The organism is Pseudomonas sp. UBA3153 (assembly GCF_002364635.1).
GTDB classification, from domain to species: Bacteria; Pseudomonadota; Gammaproteobacteria; order Pseudomonadales; family Pseudomonadaceae; genus Pseudomonas_O; species Pseudomonas_O kuykendallii.
The window spans coordinates 705-3030 of record NZ_DEYR01000023.1 but is presented as its reverse complement, the minus strand read 5'-3'; the positions used below and the strand labels follow the sequence as shown (position 1 = coordinate 3030).

Annotated in this window: 1 protein-coding gene and 2 pseudogenes; all 3 read left to right on the top strand. The window is 67.9% G+C overall.

What is annotated here, in order from left to right; all coding sequences use genetic code 11:
- Window positions 1-531 (top strand): annotated as a pseudogene (fadH, locus tag B2X67_RS04980) (NADPH-dependent 2,4-dienoyl-CoA reductase); the annotation flags it as partial.
- 251 nt (window positions 532-782) lie between these two features.
- On the top strand, window positions 783-2132 hold the full coding sequence (locus B2X67_RS04975; RefSeq protein ID WP_286784793.1) for a chromosome partitioning protein ParA: 1350 nt from the start codon (window positions 783-785) through the stop codon (window positions 2130-2132).
- Window positions 2129-2326 (top strand): annotated as a pseudogene (locus B2X67_RS04970) (1-aminocyclopropane-1-carboxylate deaminase); the annotation flags it as partial. The gene B2X67_RS04975 and the pseudogene B2X67_RS04970, both read left to right, overlap by 4 nt.

The window sequence follows — 2326 nt, the reverse complement described above, 5'->3', positions numbered from 1 at the left end:
GTCGCGGTGATCGGCGCCGGCGGCATCGGCTTCGACGTCTCCGAGTTCGTCACCCACCAGGGCCGCTCCACCAGCCTCGATCGCGATGCGTTCTGGCACGAGTGGGGCATCGACACCGCGCTGGAGGCGCGCGGTGGTATCGCCGGGATCAAGGCCGAGGTGCCGGCGCCGGCGCGCCAGGTGTTCCTCCTGCAGCGCAAGAAGACCAAGGTTGGCGACGGCCTCGGCAAGACCACCGGCTGGATCCATCGCACCGGGCTGAAGAACAAGCAGGTGCAGATGCTCAATTCGGTCGAGTACCTCAAGGTCGACGACGCCGGCCTGCATATCCGCGTCGGCGAAGCTGAGCCACAGGTGCTTGAGGTGGACACCGTCATCGTCTGCGCCGGCCAGGACCCGCTGCGCGACCTGCACGACGGCCTGCTCGACGCCGGCCAGCAGGTGCACCTGATCGGAGGCGCCGACGTGGCCGCCGAACTCGATGCCAAGCGCGCGATCAACCAGGGGTCGCGACTCGCCGCCGCCCTTTGACGCGCTCACTCGCCGCGTTCGCTCGCTGCCCGGCCGACTTGTGTGTCCGGGCAGTTCTGTTATCTGTGTCATGGAACGGGGATTATCCGCGACAATCGGTCTTGGCCGGTCGCTGGCTGCTAAGCCGGTCACAGCCTCCAGGCGGCTGCATGCCCTAGACTCGCCCAACCGCTGGGCCGGTTCTTGCTAACAGGCTCCTGCCCCGGGCGTGCCGCGTCGACCGGGCGATTGCAGAACGAGGAACCGAAACGATGCAGAACAAGCCGCAGATGGTCGAGGCCGTACTGTTTTTCGATGAGCAGGGCGTCTGCAAACAGATGCTGTTCGCCGAATTCGAGGCGGTGCTCGACGGCGTGGTCGACCTTCCCGGCTTCGCCGACCGGCAGATGCGCGCGGTCTATGTGCTGATCAATCCGCGCCTGCAGGTGCGCTCGGCGGTGTTCTTCTTCCTCGATTTCGACCCGAAAGGCGCCGCCGACCCTGGCTGGAACATTCCCCTGCGCCACCTCGCGGACCGCGCCGGACGTGGCCCGGACCTCGGTGGCGGGCCGATTCGCCTGGCCTGTCGTAGCCAGACGCCGGTGGCCTGGCTGCAACTGCACCTGTGGGAGCCGAGCATTGAGCGCGGCGACTTTCAGGCGATCCGCGAAGCTGTGCAGCGCAACAGCCTGGGCCTGCTGGTCGAGGAAGAAACGGCGTTGCCGGCGATGGCGCCGGAGCGTCTGCAGGTCGCCGCCGAAGACGCCTGGTACGCCGACCCTTCGCAGGAACTGGTGGAAAAGCTCACCGAGCAGATGGGCCTCGAGCATCGCCAGAAAATCGCCGTGCTGGTGAAGCAGCAGCGGCTGCGTCTGGCCAGCCTCGGGCAGAATCATGAAGAAGAGCTGGCGCGGGTCAAGCAGACCGCCGAGCGCCAGCACGCGCGCCTGCTCGACGAGGTCGCGGCGCTCCAGCAGGCGCTGGCCGAGCAGGAAATGGTGGTGTCGCAGTGGCAGGCGCGTTTTGCCGAGCAGGCCGAGAGTTTCCAGAAAAGCCGCGAGGAAATGACCCGCCAACTGCGCGCCATCGAGCGTAACGCGCGCATCGAGGCCGATGTGCTGCGCGCGCAGTTCGAGGCCCAGCTGGAAGAAAGGATCGCCCTAGCAGTGGCCGACTACCGCGAGCAGATCGCGGTGCGCGACGTGGAGCTGGCGTACCGCGACGAGCTGGATACCCAGTTGCAGGAGGATATCGAGCGGCTCAAGCGCGAACAGACCCGAGCGATGGTCGCCGACCGGCGCCTCGAACAACTGGCCGAGCTGGGCGTGGTGCTGGTGGTGTACCACCCCGGCGCCGGGCACCTGACCATTCCTCAGCCGGACGTGCCGCGCTACCTGGAAAACCCGCAGGCCTACGCCGCCGGAAAGTGCTTCGTCAGCGAGGCGCAGTACCGCGAATGGCTGGCGCACTACCAGCAGCCGACCTGCGACGCCGTGCTGCCTGGCGGCGAGCGCTGCGACGCGGCGCTGGAGCGGGTCGAGATTCCGGGGCGCTATGTGGCCGGGGAATCCTGCCGCTGCGATCGCCACAAGGCCAGCCAGCGGCTGCGCACCGCCGGTTGAGTTCGCCGCTCCTGCCCGCCTGGGCGCCCCAGGCCGATCTCCATCCGCTGGCGTTCGACTGGCTGCAACCGGCCGGGGTCGAACTCGCGGTGCTGCGCCTGGACCGGATCGACGCCTGGGTGTCCGGCAACAAGTGGTTCAAGCTCAAACCCCATCTGGCGCTGGCCGCCGCTGCCGGCAAGCGCGGGGTGATC

What these genes read in the sequence shown, in the direction of transcription:
- B2X67_RS04975 (WP_286784793.1), top strand. Translation starts at nt 783, where the DNA reads ATGCAGAACAAGCCGCAGATGGTCGAGGCCGTACTGTTTTTCGATGAG.